The organism is Pseudomonas sp. 31-12 (assembly GCF_003151075.1).
Classification (GTDB): domain Bacteria; phylum Pseudomonadota; class Gammaproteobacteria; order Pseudomonadales; family Pseudomonadaceae; genus Aquipseudomonas.
Map to the genome: position 1 here is coordinate 5,475,241 of NZ_CP029482.1, position 26,771 is coordinate 5,502,011.

Genomic DNA, 26,771 nt, shown 5'->3' on the forward strand with positions numbered 1-26,771 from the left:
GACTTCAAAGTCACACCAAGCGGGATCAAGCAAGTCAGAACCTGGCCACAAGAGCCTTCAGTACCTTGTCGAAAAAAAGCCGCCTGACGGTCTGCGCCTCGACGCACCCTGAATAATCGGGGTGACGCCATGTTATGGTGCGCGCCCCTATGACTGATTTTTTCAGACACCATGCATGCTCGTCCGCGCACGTTACGCCTGACGCTGTACACCTTGCTGATCGTCGCCGGAGCTGTACTGGCCGCCGGTTTTGCCCTGCGTCACACCGAACGCCAGGCACTGGTGGAAGACGCCGCCCGCGCCAACCAGCAATTGGCCTTGTACGCCAATTCGCTGCACACCCTGATCGATCGCTACCGCGCCCTGCCCGCCGTGTTGGCGCTGGACCCGGAGCTGCGTGGCGCGCTGAACGGTGAAGTGAGTCCCGAACAGCAGCTTGCGCTGAACCGCAAACTGGAAAAAATCAACGGCGCCGCGCAGTCCTCGACCCTGGAACTGCTCGACCGCACCGGCCTCGCCGTGGCCGCCAGCAATTGGCGTTTGCCCAGCAGTTATGTCGGCCACAACTATGGTTTTCGCCCCTACTTCAGCCAGACCCGCACCCAGGGCACCGGCCGTTTTTACGCAGTGGGGGTGACCAGCGGCATTCCGGGATATTTCCTCTCCAGCGCGGTGACCAGCGACAGCGGCGAGTTTCTCGGCGCCATGGTGGTGAAACTCGAGTTCCCGGAACTGGAGCGCGAATGGCGTCAGGGCAGCGACACGCTGCTGGTCAGCGATGCGCGCGGGATTATCTTTATCGCCAACCAGCCGGGCTGGCGCTATCGCTTGTTGAAACCGTTGAACGACAGCGATCACGCCGAGCTCAAGGTCACCCGTCAATACGACAAACAACCGCTGACACCGCTGGACTATCAATCGCTGCAGCGCTTTGACGACAACAGCGATCTGGCGCGGGTCGTCGGTCCTGACGGCACGGCGAACTATCTGTGGGAATCCCTGCCGCTGAGCACGGAAGGCTGGACCTTGCACCTGCTGCGCCGCCCGCAAGTCGCCTTCGAAGACAGCCGCAACGCCGCGCTCGCCGCTGCCGGGTTGTGGCTGGCGCTGGTGTTTCTGCTGCTGTTCCTCAATCAGCGCTGGCGCCTGGCGAAGATGCGCCAGCGCAGCCGTGAAGAACTCGAACAATTGGTGGAGGAACGCACCCGCGACCTGCGCACCGCTCAGGACGGTCTGGTGCAGTCGGCCAAACTCGCGGCCCTCGGGCAGATGTCGGCCGCCCTCGCCCATGAAATCAATCAACCGCTGACCGCTCAGCGCATGCAGCTTGCGACTCTGAGGCTGCTGCTCGATCACGGCCGGGTCGATGACGCTTACAAGGCGCTGAAACCGGTGGACGACATGCTCACGCGCATGGCCGCCCTCACCGGCCACCTGAAAACCTTCGCCCGTAAAAGCCCCAGCGGTTTGCGCGAACGCCTGGATCTGGCGGCCGTGGTCGACCAGTCGCTGCAGTTGCTCGACGCCCGTTTGCGTGACGAGCAGGTCAGCACCGTGTTGCACCTGACGCGTCCGGCGTGGGTGCGTGGCGATGCGATTCGCCTGGAACAGGTGCTGATCAATCTGCTGCGCAATGCCTTGGACGCGATGCAGGACAAACCCTGCAAACGCCTGGAAATCCGCCTCGAAGCCGACGAACAACTCTGGCGCCTGACCGTCACCGACAACGGTGGCGGCATCGCCGAAGAACATCTGCCGAATGTGTTTGACCCGTTCTTCACCACCAAACCGGTGGGTGATGGTTTGGGGCTTGGCTTGGCGGTATCGTTTGCCATCGTTCACGAATCGGGCGGACGCCTGAGTGCCGACAATCACGCCAACGGCGCCGTGTTCACCTTGACTTTACCCATCGACCAGGAGGCCCACGGCCCATGCTGAACTCAGTGATGGTGGTCGACGACGAAAGCAGCATTCGCAGCGCCGTTGAACAATGGCTGAGCCTGTCGGGTTTCGAGGTGCAGCTGTTCAGCCGCGCCGATGAGTGCCTGGCGCAGTTGCCCAGTCATTTCCCCGGCGTGATCCTGAGCGACGTGCGCATGCCCGGCATGACCGGGCTGGAGTTGCTGGCTGAGATTCAGCGCCGCGATGCCGACTTGCCGGTGATTCTGCTGACCGGCCACGGCGATGTGCCGATGGCAGTCGAAGCGATGCGCGACGGCGCCTATGACTTCCTGGAAAAACCCTTCAGCCCGGAAACGCTGATGAGCAGTTTGCGCCGCGCCTTGGACAAGCGCCGGCTGGTGCTGGAAAACCGCGCACTGCATGAGCTGGCCGATAACCGCGCCAAACTCGACGCGACACTGTTGGGCGTTTCTCGTGGTTTGCAGATCTTGCGCCGACAGGTGCTGGATCTGGCGGCGTTGCCGGTCAATGTGCTGATCCGGGGTGAAACCGGCAGCGGCAAAGAGCTGGTCGCTCGCTGCCTGCACGACTTCGGGCCACGCGCGGACAAGCCGTTTGTGGCGTTGAATTGCGCGGCTATTCCCGAGCAGTTGTTCGAAGCTGAATTGTTCGGACATGAGAGCGGCGCGTTCACCGGGGCTTCGGGCAAACGTATCGGCAAACTCGAATACGCCGATGGCGGCACGCTGTTCCTCGATGAAATCGAAAGCATGCCGCTGGCCCAGCAAGTGAAATTGCTGCGGGTCTTGCAGGAGCAGAAGCTTGAGCGGTTGGGGTCGAATCAGAGCATTCGCGTGGATTTGCGGATCATCGCCGCGACCAAACCGGATCTGCTGGATGAAGCGCGGGCGGGGCGTTTTCGCGAGGATTTGGCCTATCGGTTGAACGTCGCTGAATTGCGCCTGCCGCCGTTGCGCGAACGGCGTGAAGACATTCCGTTGTTGTTCGAGTCGTTCGCGCAAAATGCCGCTGAGCGCCTGGGGCGGACTTTTCCACCGTTGAGCGGCCCGCAGTTGAGCCATCTGCTGAACCACGACTGGCCGGGCAATGTGCGTGAATTGGCGAACGTTGCCGAACGGCAGGTGCTGGGGCTGGGCGAGCCGACACCTGCGGGCATCGATCCCGGGCAGTCGCTGGCGGCGCAGGCGGAAGCGTTCGAAGCGCATTGCCTGCGAGCGGCGTTGACCCGGCATAAAGGCGATGTGAAAGCGGTGCTGGAAGAGCTGCAACTGCCGCGCCGGACCTTCAATGAAAAGCTGCAGCGGCATGGGCTGACGCGGGAGATGTTCCTGCAGGACAGCTGATTTTTGCAGTGCTTCTTCTGGCCTCATCGCGAGCAGGCTCACTCCCACATTTGAACGGTGTACACCAGTCCCCTGTGGGAGCGAGCCTGCTCGCGATGAGGCATTCACGGACAACACATCTCACAACCAGTAAGCAATTTTCCGCTCAAACCCAATCCAGCATGAGCGGATTTCCGCTCACACAATCCCCGCAACCCCTCTAAACCAGCCCTCCTTGATATGGCACACCTCCTGCTATAGCCCCAGCAGGCTGCGTTTCAACGCGCTCCACAAAAACAATTAAACGAAGGATCCTTCAATGGATAACTCCAACGCCCTGCCCCTTGGGTCGGCTGCCGTGCCCGCCAAAGAAAGAACCACCGCCAGTCGCATCAAGTCGATCTTCAGCGGCTCTGTCGGCAACATGGTCGAGTGGTACGACTGGTACGTCTACGCTGCCTTCTCCCTGTATTTCGCCAAGGCCTTTTTCCCCAAAGGCGACACCACCGCCCAACTGCTGAACACTGCCGCGATCTTCGCCGTGGGCTTCCTGATGCGCCCGATCGGTGGCTGGCTGATGGGCCTGTACGCCGACAAGGCCGGTCGCAAGAAAGCACTGATGGCTTCGGTGTATCTGATGTGTTTCGGCTCGCTGCTGATCGCACTGAGCCCGGGCTATGAAACCATCGGCATCGGCGCACCGATCCTGCTGATTTTCGCCCGCCTGCTGCAAGGCCTGTCGGTCGGTGGCGAGTACGGCACCTCGGCAACTTACCTCAGCGAAATGGCGACCAAGGACCGTCGCGGCTTCTACTCCAGCTTCCAGTACGTGACCCTGATCTCCGGCCAGCTCATCGCTTTGGCAGTGCTGATCGTGCTGCAACAGACCCTGACCACTGAAGAGCTGTACGCCTGGGGCTGGCGCATCCCGTTCGCCATCGGTGCGCTGTGTGCCGTGGTCGCGCTCTACCTGCGTCGTGGCATGGAAGAAACCGAGTCGTTCACCAAGAAAGAGAAAGCCAAGGAAAGCGCGATGCGCACCTTGATGCGCCATCCCAAGGAACTGATGACCGTGGTCGGCCTGACCATGGGCGGCACCCTGGCGTTCTACACCTACACCACCTACATGCAGAAATACCTGGTGAACACCGTCGGCATGAGCATCTCCGACTCCACCACCATTTCCGCCGCCACGCTGTTCCTGTTCATGTGCCTGCAACCGATCATCGGCGGGCTGTCGGATAAAGTCGGTCGTCGTCCGATCCTGATTGCCTTCGGTGTGCTCGGGACGCTGTTCACCGTGCCGATCCTGACCACCCTGCACACCATTCAATCCTGGTGGGGCGCGTTCTTCCTGATCATGGCAGCGCTGATCATCGTCAGCGGCTACACCTCGATCAACGCCGTGGTGAAAGCCGAACTGTTCCCGACCGAGATTCGTGCTCTGGGCGTCGGCCTGCCGTACGCACTGACCGTGTCGATCTTCGGCGGCACCGCTGAATACATCGCGCTGTGGTTCAAGAGCATCGGCATGGAAACCGGTTACTACTGGTACGTGACCGCGTGTATTGCCGTGTCGTTGCTGGTGTACATCACAATGAAAGACACCCGCAAGCATTCGCGGATCGAGACGGACTGATTCGGCTCGCGCAATAAAACAGGGGCAGACCTTCACGGGTCTGCCCCTTTTCTTTTGAATAGACGCAAAACCTGTGGGAGCGAGCCTGCTCGCGATAGCGGTGTATCAGCAACAAATTGGCTGACTGACACACCGCTATCGCGAGCAGACTCGCTCCCACATTTGAATCTCATCGCTGGAAATTATCCGTTCGTCCTTGCACCATGACTGCCTCCCGATCCTCCCGGAATATATGCCATGCCCGACGACATCCACTTCTACGAACCCGCCAACGGCCACGGTTTGCCGCATGACCCGTTCAACGCCATCGTCGGCCCCCGCCCCATCGGCTGGATTTCCTCCCAGGACGCCAACGGCCGCTTGAACCTGGCGCCTTACAGCTTCTTCAACGCCTTCAACTACATTCCGCCGATCATTGGTTTTTCCAGCGTCGGGCGCAAAGACAGTCTGAACAACATCGAGCAGACCGGCGAATTCGCCTGGAACCTGGCCACGCGTCCGCTGGCCGAGCAGATGAACCAGAGTTGCGCGATGGTCCCGCCCGAGGTCAATGAGTTCGAGCTGTCAGGCCTGACGCCGGCGGCTTCGAAAATCATTCAGGTGCCGCGCGTCGCCGAAAGCCCGGTGTCGTTCGAGTGCAAGGTCACGCAGATCATTCAGTTGCAGCGGGCGGACGGGAACGTGGTGCCAAGCTGGCTGATTCTGGGCGAAGTGGTCGCCGTGCATATCGCCAAGTGGCTGTTGAAGGATGGGGTGTACGACACCGCCGCGGCAGAACCGATTCTGCGCGGCGGCGGGCCAGCGGATTACTTTCAGCTGGGGCCTGAGGCATTGTTCAAGATGTTCCGCCCGGGGGCGGTCAAGTAATTACCAGACGAGTTCGGCGTCGTCGCTGACATTCTTGAGGCTGGTCAACTTCAGCGCAGCGGCTTCATCGGCGTCGTGGGCGGTCTTGAAGACCTGATCGTCGAGAATCTTGTGAAAACGCGGTGCACCTGAGCCACCCAGTGCTTTAACAGCGATTGCGGCGTGATAACCGCCTTCGGCCGGCACTACGGCGGATACGGCTTCGAAGGTTTCAAAGGCTTTACGTGCCATGTCGCGGATCCTGGCTGATTGAGAATGGAGCCATTAAACCCTCAACCCGCCATTTTGTGTACCCACGACCGGGACTGGCCCCGCGCCTGGTCGGCCGACACGTCTTTGAAAGTATGAAAATCCAGGCTGTTGACCATCAACTCCTGCACCAGCTCGGCGAAAATCTCCATCGCCGGGGTGCTGAAGTAGGCGGTCATCGCTTGCTGGTGCGTCCAGAAACCGGACACCAGCCACAACTCCGGATCGCATTGCGAATGCTGCAGGGAAAAACTCAGGCAACCCGGTGCACTGCGGGACGGCTCGATCAAGGCGCTCAGGCGCGCACCGAGTTCCGCCGAACGCCCGGCGCGGGCACGGACAAAAGCCATATGACTGACGGGGATCTGCGTAGACATGTTCAACCCTCCCAGGTACTCGAGTGGCAGCCGTGGGACGGGCTGCGACAGGATCAAAGGTTAAGCGCGCCGGTGGAAGCGCGGTTAGTCGATTCCTGCCGGCTTGTTGCACAATCCTGCGCGGCGTTTCGATAAACCTGTAACAACCTGTAAATACGTTCATCTCAATGAAACGCGGCTTTCAAGCAAGTTTTCCTTGGGTTCGCTTGTCATAGAAGCGCCGTTAATTTACCCCGTGCAGAATCAGGCAAGCTTGCGGCAGGATGTGTCTACCGCATCGTCTTGCACAAACTTAAGCTCGCCCCATTACCAACGCCCCACCGAGGATGCCTTGCATGTCGTCGCTCGATCACTTTCAAGCCCCGCTGGATGCCGACATGGAGAAACAGCGCGCGGAACTGGCCGCTATCATCCGTCGCAACACGATGGAAGATGGCACTTATGCCACTGCCGTCGGTTCGCTGTTCATGTCCAAACACAGCAAGTCTCATGACTTTGCCCCGGTGCTGGCCCAACCGGCGCTGTGCATCATGGCGCAGGGCCGTAAAGAGGTCAGGCTGGCCGACGAATACTTCAATTACGATCCGCTGAATTACCTGGTGGTGTCGGTCTCGATGCCCTTGAGCGGACGCGTGGTGAATGTCACGTCTGAAGAACCGATTCTCGCGGTGCGACTGGACATTGATCCAGCAGAAATCACTGCACTGATTGCCGACGCCGGCCCTCTCGGCGTCCCCACACGTCCAACCGGGCGCGGCTTGTATGTCGAACGGATCGATACGGCGATGCTCGACGCCGTGCTGCGTCTGGCGCGCCTGCTCGATGCGCCGAAAGACATCGCCATGCTCGCACCGCTGATTCGTCGGGAGATTCTTTATCGGTTGCTGCGCAGCCAGCAGGGGCATCGGCTGTATGAAATCGCCATCGCCAATAGCCAGAGCCACCGCATCAGCCAGGCGATCAAATGGCTCAACGGCAATTATGAGCAACCGCTGCGCATCGATGATCTGGCGAAGGAGGTGAACCTGAGCGTGTCGACGTTGCATCACCGGTTCAAGGCGATGACGGCGATGAGTCCGTTGCAGTATCAGAAACAGCTGCGCTTGCAGGAAGCGCGGCGGTTGATGCTGGCCGAAGGGTTGGAGGCATCGGCGGCGGGGTATCGGGTGGGGTATGAAAGTCCTTCGCAGTTCAGCCGGGAATATAGCCGGTTGTTCGGGGCGCCGCCGTTAAGGGATTTGGCGCGGTTGCGGTTGAGCGTCTGATTCAGCCTTGAGGGTGTAACTGATGGCCTCATCGCTGGCAGGCCAGCTCCCACAGGGATTGTGAGTGCTCACACAATCAAGTGAACACCGATGTAACCTGTGGGAGCTGGCCTGCCAGCGATGGGGCCAGTAAGGCCGACATCAAATCTGGATCAGGCGCCGAGTACGCGGCAAGCCTCGGCCGGCAATGTCACCGACACCGGGTTGCCAATGCTCAACCCAAACCCCTGACACGGCGTACTCAACGCCGTAAATGAAACCCCGGAACACTCCACCGTCGTTTCAATCGTCGCGCCGATATCGCGCACAAACGTCACTGTGCCGAGCAACCGGTTCCCCGCCGTCGCTTGCGGATGCGACAGTTGCAGGTCCTCTGGGCGAATCAGCATCTTCACCTTCTCACCGACCACAATGCTTCTGCAGATCGGCACTTCCAGCGCATCGCCACCGGGCAGTCCCACCTTGCCGTTGCCCAGCGCCGTGGCCGGGAAGATGTTGCCCGAGCCGATAAAGTCCGCGACAAATTCATTGGCCGGGTGCCGATAAATCTCAATCGGCGTGCCCACTTGCTGCACCCGATGCTCACCCAGCACCACCACGATATCGGCCATGGTCATCGCCTCACGCTGATCGTGGGTCACCATGATCGTGGTGATGTTCAGGCGCTGTTGCAGCTGACGGATTTCCACCTGCATCGACTCACGCAGCTTGGCATCGAGCGCCGACAGCGGTTCATCCAGCAAGAGGATTTTCGGGTGGTTGGCAATCGCCCGGGCAATCGCCACGCGCTGGCGTTGACCGCCAGACAGCTTCGCCACCGGGCGATCAATCATCTCGCTCAGTTGAATCAGCTCCAGCAACTCCACCACCCGCGCCTGCTGGTCAGCCTTGCTGACCCCGCGCAGTTTCAGCGGATAAGCGATGTTCTCCCCCACCGTCATGTGCGGAAACAGCGCCAGCGACTGGAACACCATGCCGAAATTGCGCTGATGCGCCGGGGTGTGGCCGATGTCTTCACCGTCCAGGCGAATCTCGCCGCCGCTGAGAGTTTCGAGCCCGGCGATCATCCGCAGCAAGGTGGTTTTACCGCAGCCCGACGGGCCGAGGAAACACACCAGTTTGCCTTCCGGCAAATGCAGGTTTACATCCTTTACCGCGCAGGCCGAGCCGTAATGTTTCTCGACGTTTTCCAGAATCAGACCAGTCATGTTGCACCTCAAGAATCAGAACGAAACGCCACCTTCACCAACCAGCTTCTCCAGCGCCCAGATCAGGACGAAGTCGATCAGCACGATCAGCACGGCAAACGAAAATACGGTGGGGTCGAGCGAAGACACAGTGCGGCTGTACATCCAGATCGGCACGGTCATCACGTCGATGGTGTAGAGAAAATAGGTCACGGTGAATTCGTTGAACGAGACGATGAACGCCAGCAGCATGCCCGCCAGAATCCCCGACTTCATCAACGGCACCACCACATCGATGATCGCCCTCAGCGGTGAAGCGCCGAGCATTTGCGCGGCTTCTTCGACTTCGCTGCCGATGGAGAGCATCGCCGCGGTGCAGTTTTTCACCACGAACGGCAGCGCCAGGATCACGTGGGCAATCACCAGGCGCGAGGTGGTCATCTGGAACGGCAGGCTGTCGAACACCAGCAGCAACGCCAGGCCCAACACCACCATCGGAAACACCAGCGGCAGCGACATCAGTTGCAGCGCCACGGCCTTGCCACGGAATTCACAACGGGTCAGCGCGTAAGCTGCCGGCACCGCCACAATGGTGGCGAAGATCATGGTCAGGCACGCCACCATCAGGCTGGTGGTCATGGCTTTGCCCAGGCTCAGCACATCGCTGGAATCCGGCGATACGAAGGTGTGCCAGGCGGCTTTGTACCATTGCAGGCTGTAGCTGCTCGGCGGGAAGTCGAGGTTCGACGCACCGCTGAACGACATGACGATCATGGTCAGGATCGGCAACACCGCCAGCAGCAGGATGAAGCCCGAGAGGATGCCGGCGAACTTGCCGGTCTCGCCGGGCAGCAGGCCATAACGCTTTTTGGTCAATGTGCTCATTGGGAAGCCTCCAGCATGCGCCGACGACGGCCAGTGATGAATTCGGACAAGGTCATAATCGCGAGCGTGGTGACGATCAGCACCACACCGGCAGCGGACGCGGCGGGCCAGTTCATCAGCGGGGCGATCTGGTCATGCACCATCACCGCCAGCATCGGCACGCGGCGGCCACCGAGCAGCAACGGCACCACGAAGCTGCTGGCGTTGTAGGCGAACACCAACGTCGCGCCGGTAATGATCCCCGGCATGCTCATCGGCAACACCACTTGGCGGAACACCTGGAAGCGACTCGCACCGAGGGTGGCGGCGGCTTCTTCGTAAGTCCGCGCGACGCCGCGCATGGCGCTGGCAATCGGCAGCACGGCCAGCGGGAACGCGGTTTGCACCAGGCCCATCAACACGCCGTTCTGGTTGTACAGCAGCATGATCGGGCGCTTGATCAGGCCCAGGCCCATCAGTGCCTGATTGAGCATCCCGCCCGGGCCGAGAATCACCAGCCAGCCGTAGCTTTGCAGCAGCAGGTTGACCAGCAACGGCAGCAGCACCGCCGCGAGGAAGATCCGTCGCACGAACGGCGAGGTCAGCCGCGACATGGTGTAGGCCACCGGGATCGCCAACACCACCGCGATCACCGCGCTGATCAGCGCCAGGCGCAAGGTCAGCAACAAGGATTTGAGGTAATAGGGTTCGAGCAATTGGGCGTAACTGGCCAGGCTGAACCCGGTCCACTCCGCGCCCTTGGTGCCCACGCTCATGCGCAGAACCAGGAGGCTGGCGGCAATCAATACGCCCAGAAACAGCATCGACGGCGAGAGGAAAAACCACGCACGCGTCGTCGGCGAAACACCCCGGTTGGCGCGCACGGGAGCGGCGGCGACCGGATGAGTCAGAGGTTGGTGTTCCATAGCAAGGGTCTCGTCAATGGAAAGCAGCTGGCAAACACAAGTCTTGAAATCACCGCGAACCCTGTGGGAGCGGGCTTTTGTGGCGAGGGGGCTTGCCCCCGTTCGGCTGCGAAGCAGTCGTAAACCATCTCGCGCGGTGCACCTGATGCACCGCGATGACAGGATTCAGGGCCGCTTCGCGTCCCAACGGGGGCAAGCCCCCTCGCCACAAAAGCTCGCTCCCACAGGGATTTGCAGTGTTCTAAAGAGGTGTGTTCGCCACTCGATCAGGAAGAAAAGATTTCCGTGTAGCGACGAATCCATTGGTCATGCACGGAGGCCAGGAAGGCGTTGTCGTGCATGATCGCTTTCTCGGCAATCTGCTCCGGCGTGAGGATGTACGGGCTCTTGCGCGCTTCGGCGGAGATGATCGCCTTGGAATTGACCGGGCCGTTGTAGATGTCTTCGGCCATCTTGCCCTGCACCAGCGGGTCCAGAGAGTGGTTGATGAAGGCGTAGACCAGATCGGTATCGCCGGGACGATTCTTCGGCATCACCGAGAGCATCAGGTCGGTGTAGAAACCTTCCTTCATGCCGAACGTGGCGCCCAGGCCATAGGCCGGATCGCGGATCTGTTTCGGGAAGAAGGCCGGTGCGTACAGGCCGCCCATGTCCAGGGAGCCGGTGCGGAACAGCTCGGCGATCTGGTTCGGGTTTTCGCCCAGGGTCACCACACGATCTTTCAGCTCGGCGAGTTTCTTGAAGCCCGGCTCGATGTTGTGCTCGTCACCACCGGCCAGTTTGGCGGCAATGATGATCAGGTCCATCGCTTCGGTCCAGTTCGGCGGCGGCAGGAAGATGTTCGGCGACAGCTCGGCGTCCCACAGGGCGGCGTAACTGTCCGGGGCTTCCTTGATGGTGCGGGTGCTGTAGACGAGGCTGTTGCACCACAGCAGGTAACCGATGCCGTGACCATTGGCGCCGGTGCGGTATTTCTCCGGCACGTCGACCAGGTTGGGGATGCGGTTGAGGTCGGGTTTTTCCAGCAGATTGGCCGCGGCCAGGCCTTCGGCGCCGACGCCGGCCAGGGTGATGATGTCGTACTGCGGACGATCACCGGCTGCCTTGAGTTTGGCGACCATTTCCGAAGTACTGCCGGTGCGGTCAGCGATGACCTTGCAACCGTATTTGTCTTCGAAGGTGGCTGCGATGTTGCGCAGTGCCGCGAGGCCGGTGTCATCGGACCAGGTCAGCAGGCGCAGGGTCTTGCCCTGGAACCGCGTGTCGCTGGCATTGGCCTTGACGAAGGGCAAGCTCATGGCCGCCGCTGCCACCGAGGCCACGCCCACGGTTTTGATGAATTGACGTCTGTTCAGATCATGCTCGCCCATTACGGACTCCCTTTGTTTTTGTAGGTATAAGGCAGGTCGAAACTGTTGCATCCGCGCGGTTGGATCAGCGTTATCCCTCGTATTTTCGGGGGTTTGGCTGAACCAGAGAGTTCATCCTGAGGTCGTGCAAAACACCTGACTATCGATAAAAACTCATCGAAGCCATGACACCAGCGCATGCCTCGATACGAGGCATGCACTCACCTTTTTCGTGCCGTCAGACGGCGCGAATCACGTGTTTGATTTCCTGGAAAGCCTGCATGCCCCACGGCCCCAATTCGCGGCCGATGCTGCTCTGTTTGTAGCCACCCCAGGCGGTCTGCGGGAAGATCACTTGCGGCGCGTTGATCCACACCAGCCCCGCCTGCAAGGCGTTGGCGACCCGATCCGCCGCTTCGGTGTCGCGGGTGACGACGCTGGCCACCAGACCGAACTGGCTGTCGTTGGCCAGGGCAATCGCCTCGGCCTCGGAGGCAAAACTGCGCACGCAGATCACCGGCCCGAAAATCTCTTCACACCACAACGCACTGTCGAGGGGCACTTCAGTGAAAATCGTCGGCTGCAAAAAATAGCCGCGGGACAGGTCTGCCGGGCGATTGCCACCGCAAACCAGCTTGGCGCCAGCGCTCAAACCACGATCGATGTGGCCCAGCACTCGCTGGTATTGCGCCTGATTGACCAGCGCGCCCATTTCCACGTTCGAGTCGAACGGGTCGGCGACGCGAATGGCTTCGGCGCGGGCCTTCAATCGGATGAGGAATTCATCTGCCAGTTCATCAGCGACCAGCACGCGGCTGGTGGCGGAGCACATCTGCCCGGCGTTGAAAAAGCCGCCGCCACAGGCCACTTCCACCGCCAGTTCGATGTCAGCATCGGCGAGCACTAGCAGCGAGGATTTGCCGCCCAGTTCCAGGCTCACGCCTTTCACGGTTTCCGCCGCACGTTGCATCACCTGGACGCCGACCGCGTTGCTGCCGGTGAAGGAGATCTTGGCGATACGCGGATCGGCCGACAGCGGCGCACCAACGGCCAGACCGGTGCCACAGACCAGGTTGAATACACCAGCGGGCAAGCCGGCTTCAGCGATGATCGCGGCCAGTTCCAGCTCCGACAGCGGCGTGACTTCGGACGGTTTGAGCACCACGCAGCAGCCGGCGGCCAGCGCCGGAGCAAGTTTCCAGGCGGTGGTGACCATCGGGAAATTCCACGGCACGATCAGGCCCACCACGCCGCACGGCTCACGGCGCACACGAGCACTGAAGTCGTCGGTGGGCAGCTCGACATTGCTGTCTTGCTGGGCATCGAGGCGTTCGGCCAGACCGGCGTAATACTCGAACGTGGCGATCACGTCATCGACGTCGATGGCGGCTTCGAACAGCGGTTTGCCGTTGTTGCTCGACTGCAACTTCATCAAGTGGTCACGCCCGGCCTGAACACCTGCGGCGATTCTGCGCAGGATTGCGCCGCGCTCAGTGCCGGTGGTTTTCGACCATTCGCCGAACGCCTGGGTGGCGGCAGTGACGGCTTGATCGACGGCTTTTTCATCGCCGCCATTCACGGTGGTCAACAAGGCTTCGGTGGCCGGGTTGATCACGCGCAAATGTTCGTTGCCAGCCGACCATTGGCCGTTGATGTAGAGACCGTCCAGCGCCGTTGGGAAAGTCATGCGGAAGCTCATTTCGACACCGCCTTCATCCACGAAGTCTGATCGATTTCAATCAGGGTCGGGCCCTGGCGGTCGGCGGCAGTACGCAGAGCGCTGCGCAGCTGCTCGACACCGTTCACCGCTTCGGCCGCACAGCCCAGCGCCTTGGCCACACCGATGAAGTCCGGGGTGTAGATGTCCACGCCGACCGGTTCGATGGCGCGGTTGACCATGTATTTCTTGATCTCTTCGTAGCCCTGGTTATTCCACAGCAGGACGATCACCGGGGTGCGCGCTTCAACGGCGCTGGCCAGTTCCGGCAAGGTGAATTGCAGGCCGCCGTCACCGATCAGGCACACCACCGGAGGACGCGCGCCGTGTTCAACGCTGCCACCGAGCCAGGCGCCGATTGCCGCCGGCAAGGCGTAACCAAGGGTGCCGTAACCGGTGGACGAGTTGAACCAGCGACGCGGGCGTTCCGGGTTGAAGGTCAGGTTGCCGGTGTACACCGGTTGGGTCGAGTCGCCGACGAACACCGCGTCCGGCAGTTCATGCAAAACGGTTTCGAGGAAGCGGGTCTGGGCCAGGGTCGGGGCGTCCCAAGTGGCGGCGAGGTCTTCGCGCAAACGCGCGGCACGGACCTGGCCCCAATCGTTGCGGCGCTCGGCCAGCGAGTGTTTGGACAGTTCACTGAGCAAGGCTTGCGCGGCGTTGCGCGAGTCAGCCACCAGGGCGACTTTCGGCGGATAATTGCGCACGGTCTGGTCGGGATCGATATCGATGCGCAGCAGCACGCCAGGAATCTCGAAACCGCCGGCAAACGTGACGTCGTAATCGGTCTCGGCCAGTTCGGTACCGATGGCCAGCACCACGTCGGCCTCGGCCACCAAGGCGCGGGTCGCAACCAGGCTTTGGGTCGAACCGATCAACAACGGGTGATTGGATTGGAGCATGCCTTTGGCATTGATGGTCAGGGCCACTGGCGCGTCGAGCAGTTCGGCCAACTCGGTCAACTCGGTGGCCGCATCGATGGCACCGCCACCGGCAAGAATCAGTGGACGCTTGGCGCCGGCCAGCAGCGCGGTCATGCGGCTGATCGCACTCGGAGAAGCGCCGGCGCGGTCGATGTTCACTGGCAGACTGGCGAGCAGGTCATTGGCCTCTTCGACCAGCACGTCCAGTGGAATTTCGATATGCACAGGACGTGGACGGCCAGCCTGGAACAGTGCAAATGCACGGGCCAGCACGCCCGGCAATTCCGCTGCCGACATCAGGGTGTGGGAGAACGCCGCCACGCCGCCGACCAGCGCACTCTGGTTTGGCAGCTCGTGGAGCTTGCCACGACCGCCGCCCAACTGGCTGCGCGATTGCACGCTGGAGATCACCAGCATCGGGATCGAGTCGGCATACGCCTGGCCCATCGCGGTGGTGATGTTGGTCATGCCAGGGCCGGTGATGATGAAGCACACACCCGGTTTGCCGCTGGTGCGCGCATAACCGTCGGCCATGAAGCCGGCGCCCTGTTCGTGACGCGGCGTGACGTGGTTGATGCTCGAACGGGCCAGCCCGCGATACAGCTCCACGGTGTGCACCCCGGGAATGCCGAACACCTGCTCGACCCCGTAATCTTCGAGTAACTTGACCAATACTTCGCCGCACGTCGCCATGTCTTTGCCCTTTTTGTTCGTTTGAGACACCGGGCCTGCGCAGTGTTTATGATGCGTGGGCAGGTCCAGGGATGGCCTCATTGGAACGGGCGACACGTAGCCGCAACAATGGATAAAAAATCATACTAGCCATGTCCTCACGTCATACCTTGGATCCCAATGAAACGATTGCCTCCCCTGCCGGCGCTGCACACTTTTCTGATCACCGCGCAGTGCTGCAACTTCACCCGGGCCGCCGAACAGCTGTACATCACCCAAGGCGCGGTGAGTCGGCAGATCGCCGGGCTGGAAGAACATCTGGGTTATGAACTGTTTATCCGTCAGGCCCGCGGCCTCGACTTGACCGCCGAAGGACGGGAGTGGCTGCCACGGGTGCAGCAGATTTTCGGCTTGATCGACGAGGCGGTCGAGCAGATCGGCGAGAAGCGCGAAACCCTGCAACTCAAGGCCCCGACCTGCGTGATGCGCTGGCTTTTGCCGCGCCTGGTGCAGTGGCAAAGGGAGCGCCCGGACGTGCCGGTGGAATTGACCACCACGGTGAAACACGGCGTGGATTTTCATCGTGAGCAGTTCGACGCGGCGGTGATTTATGGCGTACCGCCGGAGACGTCACTGGAGTCCCATCGGCTGTTCGATGAGCAACTGACGCCGGTCTGCTCCCGGCCGTATCTCGAAGGACCGGTGCCGTTGCAGGCGCCAGAGGATCTGGAACAGCACATGCTGTTGCACCCGACCCGCGATGAGCGCGACTGGAAAGCCTGGCTGGCCAGCGCGGAGATTCGCTTGAGCAATGTCAGTAAGGGCCAGCACTTCGAAACCCTGGACCTGGCGATGTCGATGGCGTCCCAGGGGACCGGTGTGGCGATTGGGGATTGGTCGTTGATTGGCGATGACCTGAGCGCCGGGCGGCTGGTGATGCCGTTTGAACTGAAGGTGAAGACCGGGTTGGCGTATTACCTGGTGTTCCCGGAAAAACCCGGGCCTTCGCCAAAGTTGCGCGAATTGATGCGGTGGTTGGTGGAGCAGGCTCAATCGCGGTGAAAGTGGTGTGTCCTTTAGATCCACCCCTCACCCTGACCATCTCCCCAGAGGGGCGAGGGGACTGACCGGGTTGTCTGGTCGAAATTTTGCGACCTGAGATATCGAGTCGAACTCAAGTTTTGAACAGCCCCGGATCTGCCCCCTTTCCCCTCTCCCCTCTGGGGAGAGGGCTGAGGTGGTTTTCAGCTTAATACCCGACAGTGAACCGCTGCCGCGAATGCTTCGGCGCTTCGACTTCATCAATCAGCGCAATCGCATAATCAGCAAAGGTGATCCAACTGCGCCCTGCACTGCTCACCAGCAAATCATCCTTGCCCAGCCGAAACGCACCCGTGCGCTCACCTTCGACGAACTCCGCCGACGGTGACAGGAACGTCCAGTCCAGATCCTGTTCCTGGCGCAGGTTCCCAAGGAACTCAGCCCCGGCGCTCGCCTCAGCCTTGTACGCCTCAGGGAAGCCCTCGCTGTCGATGACGCGCGTGCCATCCGGCAGCAACAACGAACCCGCACCTCCTACCACCAGCAGGCGTTTCACCCCGGCCTTTTTCACCGGCCCGACCACGGCGCTGGCCGGCAGGGTCGCGAAGTGCGCCGCACTGATCACCACGTCATGGCCTTCGACGGCGGCGTGCAACGCTTCGGCATCCAGGGCATCGACGTTTCTGGTGACCACCCCGGCACGCGGGCCGATCTTTGAAGTGTCCCGAGCAATGGCGGTGACGCTGTGACCACGACGCAGGGCTTCTTCCAGCAATTGGCTGCCGGCACGGCCGGTAGCACCGATGATTGCGATTTTGCTCATGACATTCTCCAGTTGGCTTGGGTATATCTAACGTTTGCAGCGAGTGCGATCACGCAATCCTGTGGCGAGGGAGCTTGCTCCCGTTCGGCTGCGCAGCAGTCGTAAGCCTGAGAATGCTCTGTGGCTGACACACTGCAGGGGAGCGCTTCGCACTCCAGCGGTAGCAAGCTCCCTCGCCACAAAGGCTCCCTCAGTCGTTAAATCCGGTTACCACTTCATCTCGCCTTTGGCGACTTTCGCGCTCAGCTCCAGCGAGCTTTCTTCGCCCAGTGTCGGGAAGCGTTTTTTCATCGCGCCGATCAGCGCGGTGGAATCCTTGGCCTTGGCGGTTTCTTCATCGAAGGCCTTGATGTAATCGGCGGTGAACTGCACAGCAGCCAACGAACGGGCGCTCTCACCCAGGTAATGCCCCGGCACGATGGTTTTCGGTTTCAGCGTTTCGATGGCATGCAGCGTAGCCAACCAATCGGCATGGGATTGCGCGGTTTGTGTATCAGCCATCCACACATGAATGTTTTCGGCGACGACCACGCCACCGACCACGGCCTTGATCGACGGGATCCACACAAAGGTGCGATCCGGCTGCTTGCCGTCCAGGCCCACCACCTGCAACTTCTGCCCCTCAAGCATCAGGCTGTCGCCCTTGAGTACACTGGGCACGATGGTTTTGGCCGGCACGTCGGCGCCCATTTTCGGGCCCCAGAACGCCAGTTTGCCGTCGACGGTGTGCTTGATGTGATCCACGGTGGGCTGCGAGGCCAGCACCTTGGCGTTTGGGAATGCCGCGGTCAGGGTGTCGAGGCCGAAGTAGTAATCAGGGTCGCCATGGCTGATGTAGATAGTGGTCAGTTGCTTGCCGCTGGCGCGGATCTTCTCGACCACCTGTTCGGCCTGGGATTTGCCGAATTGCGCGTCCACCAGAATCGCTTCTTTCTCGCCGCTGACCAGGACCGAGGTCACCGGGAAGATCGCCTTGTCGCCCGGGTTGTACACGTCCAGGGTCAGGGTCGATGCCGCCGCGGCGTGGGCCGCGAAGCCGAGGGTGGCGGTGGCCAGCAAAATGCGCTTGAGAGAGGTGAAGCCGATCATCTGTTGCTCCGTAATCCAAATGCCGTGTCTGGCGATGGGGACAGAGCTTAGTTGCCTGACTCAGTACAAAAAATGCGATGCTTGAACATAGTTTGTTTCTGAAAGCGGGCAAATCATGGATCGTCTACAAGCAATGCGGGTGTTTGTGTCAGTGGTCGACCTCGGCAGCCAGTCGGCCGCCGCCGATCATCTGGACCTGTCACGGCCGGTGGTTTCGCGTTATCTGGCGGAGCTGGAAGACTGGGTCGGCGCACGCCTGATGCACCGCACCACGCGAAAACTGAGCCTGACCGCCGCTGGCAGTGAAATCCTGCCCCGTTGTCGGCAGATGCTCGACCTGTCCACCGACATGCAAGCCGCCGTCAGCGAGCCGGACGAGGCGCCACGCGGCCTGCTGCGCATCAGCGTCAGCACCTCGTTCGGCCAGGCGCAACTGGCGGATGCCATGGCCGCGTACGTCAAACGCTATCCTGGCGTGAGCATCGACATGCAGATGCTCGACCGCACGGTGAACCTGGTGGATGAACGCATCGACCTGGCGATCCGCACCAGCAACGACCTGGACCCAAACCTGATCGCCCGGCGACTGACGGTCTGCCGCTCGGTGATCTGCGCCTCCCCGGCTTACCTGAGCGAACACCCGACACCGCAACGCGTCGAGGACTTGAGTCAGCACAACTGCCTGACTCACTCCTATTTCGGCAAAAGCCTGTGGCATTTCGAGGAGGACGGCGAACCGGTGTCGGTGCCGGTGCAGGGCAACATCAGCGCCAACGAAGCCAGCACGCTGCTGCGCGCCACCCTCGCCGGGGCGGGTGTGGCGATGCTGCCCAGTTATCAGGCGGGCGTGCATCTCCACAGTGGCGAGCTAGTTCGCCTGCTGCCCCACGCCGAACCACGACAGATGAGCGTTTACGCGGTGTATGCCTCACGCAAACACATGCCAGCGGCGCTGCGCAGCATGCTGGATTTTCTGGTGCTCAGATTCCCTGAAGAACCGTCATGGGATATCGGCCTGTAACCCGATCAAACTGTGGGAGCGAGCCTGCTCGCGATAGCGGTGGGTCATTCAACAATGATGGCGACTGATCCACCGCTATCGCGAGCAGGCTCGCTCCCACAGGGGGCATCAGTGTTCTGAATACCGGGGTAGATGCAAAAACACCATCACTGGCATCTCACCCGCGCTGACCTATGCTGAAAGTAATACCGAAGGGTATTAGTTCAGAGGTCAACGCCATGAACACCAAAACAAGAAGATACCTCGCCATTTTCATCACCTGCGCGGCGACGCTGGCGCTGTATGGCACCGCCGCCTGGCGTGTCGAGCAGTTGCGGCAACTGCCCCGCGATTACGCGAGTTGTAACTTCGAGCGCTGCATTCCCCACAACGCGACCCTCAACGCCCTTCGGTAACGAAGGCGATCAGGCCTCGTTGTCCTGATCGGCCTTCAAGCGGTCGCGAAAAGCCTTGGGCGAGATCCCCACTCGACGCCGGAACAGGCGTGTGAAGTTGGTCGGATCGGAAAACCCCAACACGTCAGACATTTCGTAAATGGTCATGCTGGTGTAGGTCAGCAAGCGCTTGGCCTCCAGCAACTGACGTTCGTGCATGATCTGCAACGCCGGTTGCCCCGCCAGCTCACGGCAGGTGCCGTTGAGGTGCGACACGGAAATCCCCAGTCGATGCGCCAAGTCCTCGACCTTGACGTGCTGGCGGTAAGTCTCTTCCACCAACTGGATAAAACCGTTGAGGTATTCCCGGGCCCGTTGCGGACGCTGGCTGGCGGCACGACGCGTAATCACCTGACGACTCACCCACACCATGATCACGCTGACCAGCGAATGCATGAGCATCTCGCGCGCAGGCTGATGGCCGGTATATTCGTCTTGCAGCGCCGAAAACAGGCTGTTGAGGTACTCGCTTTCCTTGCCCGCCGGGTAACTTTCGGCCTGGGCCAACGCGTTCACCGAGTTGCCCAGCTGCGCCTGAAGATGGGCAACCAGCGGCGCGGCGAGGGTCACGACGAACCCTTCGACGTCCTCGGAAAACCGGTAGCCGTGCACCGATAACGGCGGCAGGATCAGGATGGCCGGTTCTGTCAGTTGCGTGTGTTTGCCTTCGATTTCAAGCTCTGCCTGACCTTTGAATACGAAGAGCAACTGGCACAAATCGGCGTGACGGTGGGGTTTGATTTCCCATTGGTGTTCGCGGCTGCGTTTGGAAATGGTTTCACAGTGCAGCAAGTCGGGGGTCGGCCAGTCCAGGCTTTCACCGTAGAGCTTGAACACTGGAATCGAAGGCAGGTCAGGCTTGTTCATCACTTCAATCCAGGCCTCAAAGGGTTACGGGCGATAATCGCACCGATTGGCAGAATGTACAGGTATCGGCTCAGTTTTCACCTTCAATTGACAGACCCGCAAGGGAAAAATGCAAGCACTCGATCCATAAAAATCATTCACCGGCCTTGGTCGCGTGAAGCTTGCGAGTCATAAGAACAATGAAAATACTGAAAACCCAAATAGCCATCATTGGCGCCGGCCCCTCCGGTTTGCTGCTCGGCCAGTTGCTGCATAATGCCGGAATCGACACCTTGATCCTCGAACGCCAGACCCCGGACTATGTGCTCGGCCGAATCCGCGCCGGTGTCCTCGAACAAGGCATGGTAGAGCTGTTGCGACAGGCCGGGGTGGGTCATCGCATGGACACCGAAGGGCTGGTCCATGGCGGCTTCGAACTGGCCCTCGACGGACGTCGGGTACACATCGATCTGCACGCCCTGACCGGTGGCAAAACCGTGATGATCTATGGCCAGACCGAGGTCACCCGGGACCTGATGGCCGCTCGTCGGGAGGCAGGCGCGCAGACGATTTACCAGGCCGACAACGTCGTACCCCACGGGATGAAAACCGCAGAACCGTTCGTGACGTTTGAGAAGAATGGCGAGACGTATCGCCTCGACTGCGACTACATCGCCGGGTGCGACGGTTTCCATGGCGTGGCGCGACAATCGATTCCTTCCGAGTGCGTGAAGGTTTTCGAGCGGGTCTATCCGTTTGGCTGGCTGGGGATTCTCGCCGATACGCCGCCGGTCCACGAGGAGTTGGTCTACGCCCGCCACGAGCGCGGTTTTGCCCTGTGCAGCATGCGCTCGGCGACCCGCACGCGTTATTACCTGCAGGTGCCGGCGGACGAAAAGGTCGAAGACTGGCCGGATCAGCGCTTCTGGGATGAGCTCAAATCGCGCCTGCCTTCTGCGTTGGCCGACTCCCTGGTGACCGGGCCGTCCATCGAAAAGAGCATCGCGCCGCTGCGCAGTTTTGTGGTCGAGCCGATGCAGTACGGGCGGATGTTCCTGGTCGGCGACGCCGCGCACATCGTCCCGCCCACCGGCGCCAAAGGCCTGAACCTGGCGGCCAGCGACGTCAGCACCTTGTTCACCATTTTGCAGAAGGTTTACAGCGAAGGGCGTGTGGACTTGCTGGAAAAATACTCTGAAATTTGCCTGCGCCGGGTCTGGAAAGCCGAACGGTTTTCCTGGTGGATGACCTCGATGCTGCACCGCTTCGACGATCACGACGCCTTCAGCCAGCGCATCAGCGAGTCGGAACTGGACTATTTCGTCGACTCCGAGGCCGGTCGAAAAACCATTGCAGAAAATTACGTCGGGCTTCCTTATGAGGCTATCGAATAGCCTGCTACCGACTTACACTGGCGAGCATCCCCGCTCGCCTCGTCTCGTGCGGGTCAATCACTGCCCGCAGGTTTCCACCCGTGACCAATCTCAGCCAGCCTGAAACGCCCAAACCGGCCATTCGCAGCGTGTTGATCGCCCTGATGCTGGCGATCTTTCTTGGCGCGCTGGACCAGACCATCGTCGCCGTTTCAATGCCGGCCATCTCCGCGCAATTCAAGGACGTCAGCCTGCTGGCCTGGGTGATATCCGGCTACATGGTAGCGATGACTGTAGCGGTGCCGATCTACGGCAAACTCGGCGATCTGTACGGCCGACGCAAGTTGATGCTGTTTGGCATGGGGCTGTTCACCCTCGCCTCGTTGTTCTGCGGCATGGCCCAGAGCATGGAGCAACTGGTGCTGGCGCGGATCATCCAGGGCATCGGCGCGGGCGGGATGATTTCGGTCAGCCAGGCGATCATCGGCGACATCGTCCCGCCCCGGGAACGTGGTCGTTATCAGGGATATTTCAGCAGCATGTACGCGGTGGCCAGTGTCGCCGGCCCGGTGCTCGGCGGCTACATGACCGAATACCTGTCATGGCGCTGGGTGTTTCTGATCAACCTGCCGCTGGGCCTGGGTGCCTGGCTGGTGGCCAATCGCACGCTGGTGGGTTTGCCGGTGCCACAACGCCAACCGATCATCGATTACCTCGGCACGCTGCTGCTGATCATCGGTTTGACCGCTTTGCTGCTGGGCATCACTGAAGTCGGTCAGGGTCATTCGTGGCGCAGCGCCGAAGTGCTGGGCCTGCTCGGGTGTGCGGTGCTGGTGCTGGCGCTGTTCGTCTGGCATGAGCGCCGGGCGCGGGAGCCGTTGCTGCCGATGCACCTGTTTGCCAACCGCAACGCGATCCTGTGCTGGTGCACGATTTTCTTCACCAGTTTCCAGGCCATCTCGCTGATTGTGTTGATGCCGCTGCGCTTCCAGAGCGTCACCGGCGCCGGGGCCGACAGCGCCGCACTGCACTTGTTGCCGCTGGCCATGGGCTTGCCGATCGGGGCTTATTTCGCCGGGCGCCGCACGTCGGTGACCGGGCGCTACAAACCGATGATCCTGACGGGTGCGGTGCTGATGCCGATCTCGATTCTCGGCATGGCGTTAAGTCCGCCCCAGGCCTTCTTGTTCAGCAGTCTGTTTATGTTGCTCAGCGGAATCGCCAGTGGCATGCAATTTCCGACGTCCCTGGTCGGCACGCAGAATTCGGTGGAACAACGGGATATCGGCGTCGCCACCAGCACCACCAACCTGTTCCGCTCGCTGGGTGGCGCGGTCGGTGTGGCGCTGATGTCGGCGTTGCTGCTGGCGTTGTTGCAGGATTCGAGCTTCGTCCACTTGGCTGGCTCGTCCGTGATTGCAGAGGGCCGGTCGGGGAATGTATTGCTGGATGGCTTGAACGCTGCGCCGGGGGAGGCGCAGAACGCCCTGCGCGCTGAGTTGCTGCTGACCTTTCGGCATTTGCTGATGGTCAGTGCGGCGGTGTCGTTGCTGGGGTTGGCGGCGGCGGTTGCGATGCCGAACAGGGTGTTGCGGGGGCGAGAAGATAAGGTTCGGTAGATAGACCGAGTTGCCCGCCATCGCGAGCAGGCTCGCTCCCACAATGGATCTTTGTCGTCCACAAATGCTGTGAACACTGGAGATCTACTGTGGGAGCGAGCCTGCTCGCGATGGCGTCCTCACAGACACCAAAGAATCAAGGGCTGTAGTAACCCACCGCCACCAGAAAATGCCCGACCTTTTTCAAGTAGGCATGCTTGTCCTCAACCTTTCCGGTCACCGGATTTTTCCAGCGGTATTCGTATTCGCCGTAATCCTGTTTGGCAATCAACGCCAGGATTGGCTCGCCCACCGGTTTGCCTTCCGGGTCCTTGATCTTGCCGAAGTCGGTGTTGATCAGCCGCAAGTTGGTGCCGTGGGCCACGTAGCGCTGGGTGTCCAGATCTACGACGAATACGTACAGGTCATCCTGCAAGTAACCGCCCTTGAGGGAATTGATCGCGGTCAGCGTGCCCTTTTCGTCCTTGGTCAGGTCGGTCGCCGCTTTGTTCAGCAAGGCCATTGCCTGCTCCGCCGATGCCCGTGGCAAGTAGTAACCCACGGCCAGAATCCGCTGGCCAACGCGCTGATAGAACACATGCTTGCGCTCGACCTTGCCGTCGGACCAGTTCTGCCAGCGGTATTCGGCCTGCTGGATGCCATTGCCCTCCGGCACTTTCAAGGCGTCCTTGAAGGCTTTCTGCAAATCCGGCCCCAGGGTTTCAGACACATCACGCCCGATCAACGCCGAAGACGGCCCGCCGCTGGCGAGCATCACGCCTTTGGTATCGACCACGAAGACGTAACGATCCTTGTCAACAAACTCGCCCTGACGGCTGAACGCCGCGAAGGCCTTGTCGCCGTTGTCGTGGTAGTAAGCCAGGGCTTTTTCCAGCAAGGCTTTGGCGGCCTGGCTGTCGTCCTTTTCCGCCGTTGCAGCCTGAACCTGCCCCACGCAAAGCAACAGCATCCCGCCCAGCACGGCCAACTTGTGCAGAACCCCCATAGCGCATCCCCTCGTTCTTGTCGGTGTTTCAAGAGCGTAGACGGCAATGGGATATGTACGAATATTCAGGAAAGCGCAGGCCATTGTGGCAATTGGGTTTATGTGGCGAGGGAGCTTGCTCCCGCTGGGGCGCGAAGCGCCCCCCAAAACCATTCGCCGCAGTTACTCAGTTAGATCGGCAGTGCCTCGTTGACGACTGCTTCGCAGCCGAGCGGGAGCAAGCTCCCTCGCCACAGGTATGCAGCCAACCGGGCTATTGCGCCCGGGCGCGCAGTTGTTGCTGCAGATTCTGGATCTGCGCCTGAAGGGTGTTGATGTTGCGGGTGGTCTGGCCGCGGAAGGCGTCGAACTCGGCGGTATTGGTGACGCCTTGCGCAGCTGCCGGGCGGTTGTCCTGCTGGCTTTTGAGCACGATCATGTCTTGCTCCAGACGCTCGATGGCGGCGCTCGGGTTGCCTTGTTTCTTCAGCGCGACGATGTCGGCGCCGAGGCTTTTGAGCTGGGCGTCGAATTTGCTGGTGTCTTCCGGGGCATTTTTCAGCGCGGTCAACTCGGTGCTCAAGGCTTTGACCTGCGCCTGCAACTGCGTGCTGGCGGTCTGGTGTTCAGTGTTCTGGGCGGTCACTTGCGCCAGGCGTTTATCCAGATCGGAGGTTTGCGCGGTCATTTGGGCCAGACGCTTGTCCAGATCGCTGGTCTGGCCGACAACGCCTTGCTGCTGTTTGCTTTGATCCTGCAGCTGGTTTTCCAGCTGCTTGATCTGCAGCTTCAGCGCTTCGCTGTCGCTGGTGACGTTGGTCTGGCTAGCGACCACCTTGCCGGAAATGTCCTGCAAGCGCCCCGCCGCGTCCTCACTGATACGCGCGAAACTTTCCTGGGTCGCCACCAGCTGCTGCTCCATCAGCGAAATCTGCTGAAAGCTCCACCAGGCAAGGCCGGCGAACGCAAAGAACAAAGCGCCGACCAAGGCCCACAGAGGCCCGGTGCTGGCGCTTTTGACCTTGACCACCGGCGCCGTCCGCGAATGCACGGAGGTGCGAGTCGTGGCCGGATAATCATCGTCATCGGGGACGTCTGCGCGCAGGCTCGGTAAATCGAAGTCGTCGTTGGCATCGTTACGCATGGACATTGAGTCAACCTTTGTGGAACGCGGTGATGGCTTTATGCGGCGAGTATAAACCCCACTGCCGCACCGATTGACCCTCAACGCCAAACTCGGTTCAGTGCTGGCAGGTTTGTCACCGCAAAGTCAGCGGATGTCCTGAGCCTTCCACCAGCCGCAGAATTCATCAAGGGCTGTCCAGAGACTGACTTTCGGATCGTAATCCAGATAATGCCGGGCGCGGCTGATGTCCAGGGTGAAATTTTTGTTCATCACCTGCATGCCCAGTCGCGACAGCGTCGGCTCGGGACGCCCCGGCCACACTTTGCACACCCCTTCGTTGAGCGCGGCAACGCTGTAGGCCAGACCGTAGGAACGGTAGCGCGTCACTTGTGGGACTTCCATCTTGCGCATCACGTAATTGACCACATCCCACAACGGCACCGGCGTGCCGTTACTGATGTTGTAGGCCTTGCCCAAGGCCGAGCCACTGGCCAGCAAACTGCTCAGCAACGCTTCATTGAGGTTCTGCACGCTGGTGAAATCGACTTTGTTCAGGCCGTTGCCAATGATCGACAGGCGGCCCTTGCGCTGCATGTTCAGCAGACGCGGGAAGATGCTCATGTCACCGGCCCCGGTCACGAAACGCGGGCGCAGGGCCAGGGTTTCGAGGCCGAATTCCTGTGCACCGAAGACCTTTTGCTCGGCGAGGAACTTGGTGGCGGCGTAAGGATGCTTGAAACGTTTCGGCACCTGCTCTTCGGTCAGCCCCAGATGATCCCGGCCATCGAAGTAGATCGACGGTGACGACAAATGCACCAGGCGCCGGACGCGCTGCTTCAGGCAGGCCTCGACCACGTTTTCGGTGACCTGCACGTTGCCTTGATGAAAGTCCTGATAACGCCCCCACAAACCGACCGCACCGGCGCAATGCACCACCGCTTCGACATCGGAACACAGCTCGCGCGCCAGCTCCGGGTCGCTCAAGTCGCCCGGGATAAACTCGGCGCCACGGCGCACCAGGTGTTCGACGCTTTCGGCCCGGCGACCATTGACCCGCACGTCCAGGCCCTGCTCCAAGGCAAAACGCGCGAAGCGTCCGCCAATGAAGCCGCTTGCGCCGGTGACCAGAATTTTCATGTAGAGCTCCGATGTCTT

The 26,771-nt window shown here is 60.8% G+C and carries 24 protein-coding genes; 10 read left to right on the forward strand and 14 right to left on the reverse strand.

The annotated features are described in order from the left end of the window. The first annotated feature begins 171 nt into the window (after positions 1–171). The 4 genes from DJ564_RS25820 to DJ564_RS25835 all read left to right on the forward strand — a co-directional run bounded on the left by DJ564_RS25820 (position 172) and on the right by DJ564_RS25835 (position 5,751). Positions 172–1,938, forward strand: coding sequence for an ATP-binding protein (locus tag DJ564_RS25820; protein WP_109634355.1), 1,767 nt, complete (start codon positions 172–174; stop codon positions 1,936–1,938). Beyond that, positions 1,932–3,266 (forward strand): sigma-54 dependent transcriptional regulator, encoded by a 1,335-nt coding sequence (locus DJ564_RS25825; protein ID WP_109634356.1) that lies wholly within the window; start codon positions 1,932–1,934, stop codon positions 3,264–3,266. Before DJ564_RS25820 ends, DJ564_RS25825 begins: the two co-directional genes overlap by 7 nt. Before the next feature lie 298 nt (positions 3,267–3,564). After that, a complete protein-coding gene (locus DJ564_RS25830; protein ID WP_109634358.1) occupies positions 3,565–4,884 on the forward strand; it encodes an MFS transporter in 1,320 nt (439 codons plus the stop codon). Between the two features lie 237 nt (positions 4,885–5,121). Next, positions 5,122–5,751 carry a flavin reductase family protein gene (locus DJ564_RS25835; protein WP_109634360.1) on the forward strand — a complete coding sequence of 210 codons (630 nt, stop codon included), beginning with the start codon at positions 5,122–5,124 and terminating at the stop codon, positions 5,749–5,751. Here DJ564_RS25835 and DJ564_RS25840 read toward each other — a convergent pair whose 3' ends face one another. After that, the gene (locus tag DJ564_RS25840; protein ID WP_109634362.1) at positions 5,752–5,982 is read right to left on the reverse strand and encodes a hypothetical protein; all 231 of its coding nucleotides are present in this window, start codon (positions 5,980–5,982) and stop codon (positions 5,752–5,754) included. A gap of 41 nt (positions 5,983–6,023) precedes the next feature. Then, positions 6,024–6,377 (reverse strand): putative quinol monooxygenase, encoded by a 354-nt coding sequence (locus DJ564_RS25845; RefSeq protein ID WP_109634364.1) that lies wholly within the window; start codon positions 6,375–6,377, stop codon positions 6,024–6,026. Positions 6,378–6,712: 335 nt separating this feature from the next. Here DJ564_RS25845 and DJ564_RS25850 point away from each other — a divergent pair, with 335 nt between their 5' ends. Beyond that, a complete protein-coding gene (locus DJ564_RS25850; protein ID WP_109634366.1) occupies positions 6,713–7,642 on the forward strand; it encodes an AraC family transcriptional regulator in 930 nt (309 codons plus the stop codon). Positions 7,643–7,794: 152 nt separating this feature from the next. On the opposite strand, the gene DJ564_RS25855 is transcribed toward DJ564_RS25850, so the two are convergent. The 6 genes from DJ564_RS25855 to DJ564_RS25880 all read right to left on the reverse strand — a co-directional run bounded on the left by DJ564_RS25855 (position 7,795) and on the right by DJ564_RS25880 (position 15,301). Beyond that, entirely contained in the window at positions 7,795–8,850 is a 1,056-nt protein-coding gene (locus DJ564_RS25855) for an ABC transporter ATP-binding protein (protein ID WP_109634368.1), read from the reverse strand. 15 nt (positions 8,851–8,865) lie between these two features. After that, complete coding sequence (locus DJ564_RS25860) at positions 8,866–9,714, reverse strand: ABC transporter permease (RefSeq protein ID WP_109634370.1); 849 nt, start codon at positions 9,712–9,714, stop codon at positions 8,866–8,868. Further along, positions 9,711–10,619, reverse strand: a complete 909-nt coding sequence (locus DJ564_RS25865; protein WP_109634371.1) for an ABC transporter permease — start codon at positions 10,617–10,619, stop codon at positions 9,711–9,713. Before DJ564_RS25865 ends, DJ564_RS25860 begins: the two co-directional genes overlap by 4 nt. 266 nt (positions 10,620–10,885) lie before the next feature. Next, positions 10,886–11,989, reverse strand: coding sequence for an extracellular solute-binding protein (locus DJ564_RS25870; protein WP_109634373.1), 1,104 nt, complete (start codon positions 11,987–11,989; stop codon positions 10,886–10,888). A gap of 217 nt (positions 11,990–12,206) precedes the next feature. Next, a complete protein-coding gene (locus DJ564_RS25875) occupies positions 12,207–13,655 on the reverse strand; it encodes an aldehyde dehydrogenase family protein (RefSeq protein ID WP_109636198.1) in 1,449 nt (482 codons plus the stop codon). 8 nt (positions 13,656–13,663) lie between these two features. Continuing rightward, the gene (locus tag DJ564_RS25880; protein WP_109634374.1) at positions 13,664–15,301 is read right to left on the reverse strand and encodes a 5-guanidino-2-oxopentanoate decarboxylase; all 1,638 of its coding nucleotides are present in this window, start codon (positions 15,299–15,301) and stop codon (positions 13,664–13,666) included. Between the two features lie 159 nt (positions 15,302–15,460). Here DJ564_RS25880 and DJ564_RS25885 point away from each other — a divergent pair, with 159 nt between their 5' ends. Then, positions 15,461–16,342, forward strand: a complete 882-nt coding sequence (locus tag DJ564_RS25885) for a LysR substrate-binding domain-containing protein (protein WP_109634376.1) — start codon at positions 15,461–15,463, stop codon at positions 16,340–16,342. Between the two features lie 187 nt (positions 16,343–16,529). On the opposite strand, the gene DJ564_RS25890 is transcribed toward DJ564_RS25885, so the two are convergent. Both DJ564_RS25890 and DJ564_RS25895 read right to left on the reverse strand, forming a co-directional pair. Beyond that, on the reverse strand, positions 16,530–17,144 hold the full coding sequence (locus tag DJ564_RS25890) for an NAD(P)-dependent oxidoreductase (RefSeq protein WP_109634377.1): 615 nt from the start codon (positions 17,142–17,144) through the stop codon (positions 16,530–16,532). Positions 17,145–17,351: 207 nt separating this feature from the next. Continuing rightward, a complete protein-coding gene (locus DJ564_RS25895) occupies positions 17,352–18,233 on the reverse strand; it encodes an MBL fold metallo-hydrolase (RefSeq protein WP_109634379.1) in 882 nt (293 codons plus the stop codon). Between the two features lie 115 nt (positions 18,234–18,348). On the opposite strand from DJ564_RS25895, the gene DJ564_RS25900 reads away from it, so the two are divergent. Together DJ564_RS25900 and DJ564_RS32220 are read left to right on the forward strand one after the other, a co-directional pair. Then, the gene (locus tag DJ564_RS25900; RefSeq protein WP_218277771.1) at positions 18,349–19,254 is read left to right on the forward strand and encodes a LysR family transcriptional regulator; all 906 of its coding nucleotides are present in this window, start codon (positions 18,349–18,351) and stop codon (positions 19,252–19,254) included. Between the two features lie 218 nt (positions 19,255–19,472). Continuing rightward, the gene (locus DJ564_RS32220; protein ID WP_176457761.1) at positions 19,473–19,649 is read left to right on the forward strand and encodes a hypothetical protein; all 177 of its coding nucleotides are present in this window, start codon (positions 19,473–19,475) and stop codon (positions 19,647–19,649) included. Positions 19,650–19,658: 9 nt separating this feature from the next. Here DJ564_RS32220 and DJ564_RS25910 read toward each other — a convergent pair whose 3' ends face one another. Then, positions 19,659–20,555, reverse strand: a complete 897-nt coding sequence (locus DJ564_RS25910) for a helix-turn-helix domain-containing protein (RefSeq protein ID WP_109634384.1) — start codon at positions 20,553–20,555, stop codon at positions 19,659–19,661. 188 nt (positions 20,556–20,743) lie between these two features. On the opposite strand from DJ564_RS25910, the gene pobA reads away from it, so the two are divergent. Both pobA and DJ564_RS25920 read left to right on the forward strand, forming a co-directional pair. Next, positions 20,744–21,928, forward strand: a complete 1,185-nt coding sequence (gene pobA, locus DJ564_RS25915) for a 4-hydroxybenzoate 3-monooxygenase (protein ID WP_178082357.1) — start codon at positions 20,744–20,746, stop codon at positions 21,926–21,928. Between the two features lie 80 nt (positions 21,929–22,008). After that, the gene (locus DJ564_RS25920; protein WP_109634387.1) at positions 22,009–23,526 is read left to right on the forward strand and encodes an MDR family MFS transporter; all 1,518 of its coding nucleotides are present in this window, start codon (positions 22,009–22,011) and stop codon (positions 23,524–23,526) included. Positions 23,527–23,662: 136 nt separating this feature from the next. On the opposite strand, the gene DJ564_RS25925 is transcribed toward DJ564_RS25920, so the two are convergent. From DJ564_RS25925 to DJ564_RS25935, 3 genes are all read right to left on the reverse strand, one after another. Then, the gene (locus DJ564_RS25925) at positions 23,663–24,511 is read right to left on the reverse strand and encodes a cache domain-containing protein (RefSeq protein ID WP_109634389.1); all 849 of its coding nucleotides are present in this window, start codon (positions 24,509–24,511) and stop codon (positions 23,663–23,665) included. A gap of 253 nt (positions 24,512–24,764) precedes the next feature. Continuing rightward, on the reverse strand, positions 24,765–25,640 hold the full coding sequence (locus DJ564_RS25930) for an ATPase (protein WP_109634391.1): 876 nt from the start codon (positions 25,638–25,640) through the stop codon (positions 24,765–24,767). A 120-nt stretch (positions 25,641–25,760) separates the two neighbouring features. Further along, the gene (locus tag DJ564_RS25935; RefSeq protein ID WP_109634393.1) at positions 25,761–26,753 is read right to left on the reverse strand and encodes an NAD(P)-dependent oxidoreductase; all 993 of its coding nucleotides are present in this window, start codon (positions 26,751–26,753) and stop codon (positions 25,761–25,763) included. Positions 26,754–26,771: the final 18 nt, after the last annotated feature.